General features: G+C 73.4%; 1 protein-coding gene. It reads left to right on the top strand.

The features are described from left to right. Positions 1-1,918, top strand: a 1,918-nt coding sequence (locus tag NON22_RS23620) for a fibronectin type III domain-containing protein (RefSeq protein WP_425508028.1), incomplete at both ends; no start/stop codon positions are given.

Below are 1,918 nucleotides of genomic sequence, written 5' to 3'. Positions count from 1 at the left end.
GACGGCCGCTTCCGCATCGAGGCGCTCGCGCTCGCCGCGGGCAGCAACGTCTTCCACGTGCGCGTGACCAGCGCCGACGGCGACCGTTCGCGCCGCGCGACGGCCGGCGTGCGCCGCGCGAGCGCGCCGGCCGCGCCGGCCGGACTGCAGGCCGCTGCAGTCGGTCACGTCGTCGATCTGACCTGGAACGCGAACACGGAAAGCGACCTGCTCGGCTATCGCGTGCAGCGCAACGGCGGCTACGTGCAGGCCGACGACGTCGCGGACGGTCTGGTCGCGAGCTCGGACGCCTGCTGCGACGCCGCGTACGTCGTCGACGGCGACACGGCGACGGCCTGGGATCTGGCGGCGACGTTCGAACCGCTGGCCCAGAACGGCGACACCGATCCGGCGCTGGAGATCGCACTCGGCAACCTGCAGATCGTCTCCGCGCTCGACCTCGACTGGAGCGACGCGGAAACCGCGACCGGCAACGTCGACGTCTACGCGCGCAGCGAATACGGCGACTGGCTGCGCCTGACGCAGCTGCGCCGCACGAGCGCCGCCGCCTACACGCTGACCTTGCCGCAGGCCTACCGCAGCGACCGGCTGCGCCTGGTCGTGCGCGCGCCCGATGCGGCCGGCGGCTATGCGCAACTGCGCCTGGCCGAGGTGCGCGTGCGCACCTGGCATCTGCAGAGCGCAACGGCCCTGCAACAGACCGTGCTCGACGGCACGCACGGCTATCGCGTCGCTGCGGTCAACACGGCCGCGCAGCAAAGCGCCTGGTCGGCGCCGGCCGACGTCGGCATCGGCGACACGACGCCGCCCGATGCGGTCGTGCTCAGCGGCGCGTTGCAGGACGCGACGGCGACCCTGACCTGGACCGCGAGCAATGCGGCCGACGTCGCGCGCTACGTGCTGACGCGCAACGGCGTGCCGATCGCCGAAGTCGCCGCCGCGGGCGAACGCCGCCACGTCGACGCGAACCTCGCGCTCGGCAGTCATGCCTACGAGGTCGTCGCCTACGATGCGTTCGACAATGCAAGCCTGCCGTCCAACCGCGTGAACCTCACGGTCAGCGGCAGCGGCCCCGGCGTGCCGACGGCGCTGACCGTGGTCGCGCCGCCGCAGGGTCGCAGTCTCGCCCTCGGCTGGAGCGCCGGCGCCGGCAGCGCGCCCGTGCGCTATCTGCTGCGCCGCGCGGCCGCGGCCGACGGTCCGTACAGCGAGATTGCGACGCCGGCCGCGACGAGCTTCAGCGACGCGCCGCTCGTCGACGGCACGCGCTACTACTACACGGTCGAAGCCGTCGACGTGGCCGGCAACCGCAGCGGCGCGAGCGCGCCGGTCAGCGGCGTGCCGCGCGATCTGCAGCCGCCGGCCCCGCCGCTGCTGACCTATCCGGTGGCCGGCGACGGCCGTCTGCACGTGACCGACGACAACAGCCTCGTCTGCGGCCGCGCCGAACCCGGCAGCGTCGTGCAGGTGCAGCGCGACGGCAGCGTGAGCGCGACGGCGACGGCCGCCGCGCTCGCCGGCTACACCGACTATCCGGCGAACAATACCTACCTGTATTCCTGGCTGCAGATCGCCGCCGACGGGTGGCATCTGCTCGACAACGGCAGCGTCTTGCGCGTCGTCGATCTGCGCAGCGGGCAGCAGGAAACCGTCGCGAGCGGCACGAGCCTCGCGCAATGGTCGGCGCAGGGGCTGACCGCCTACTACCTGCAGGACGGACAGATCCGCGCGAGGCCTGCGGGCCGCAACCCGGAAACCTTGCCGCTGCAGGCCGAGGAGATACGCAACTTCGCGGTCTCGGCCGACGAGAGCCGCGTGCTGCTGCTGGGGCGTTACGCGGCCGGCACGGCGCCGGCCGCCGACGGGCTCTGGTGGCTGCACCGCGACGGCAGCGACGCGGGCGCGGTCGGCGGCTTCC

Source organism: Tahibacter caeni, assembly GCF_024609805.1.
Lineage (GTDB): Bacteria > Pseudomonadota > Gammaproteobacteria > Xanthomonadales > Rhodanobacteraceae > Tahibacter > Tahibacter caeni.
The sequence above is the reverse complement of the archived record's forward strand: the minus strand, read 5'-3'. Positions and strand labels throughout refer to the sequence as shown.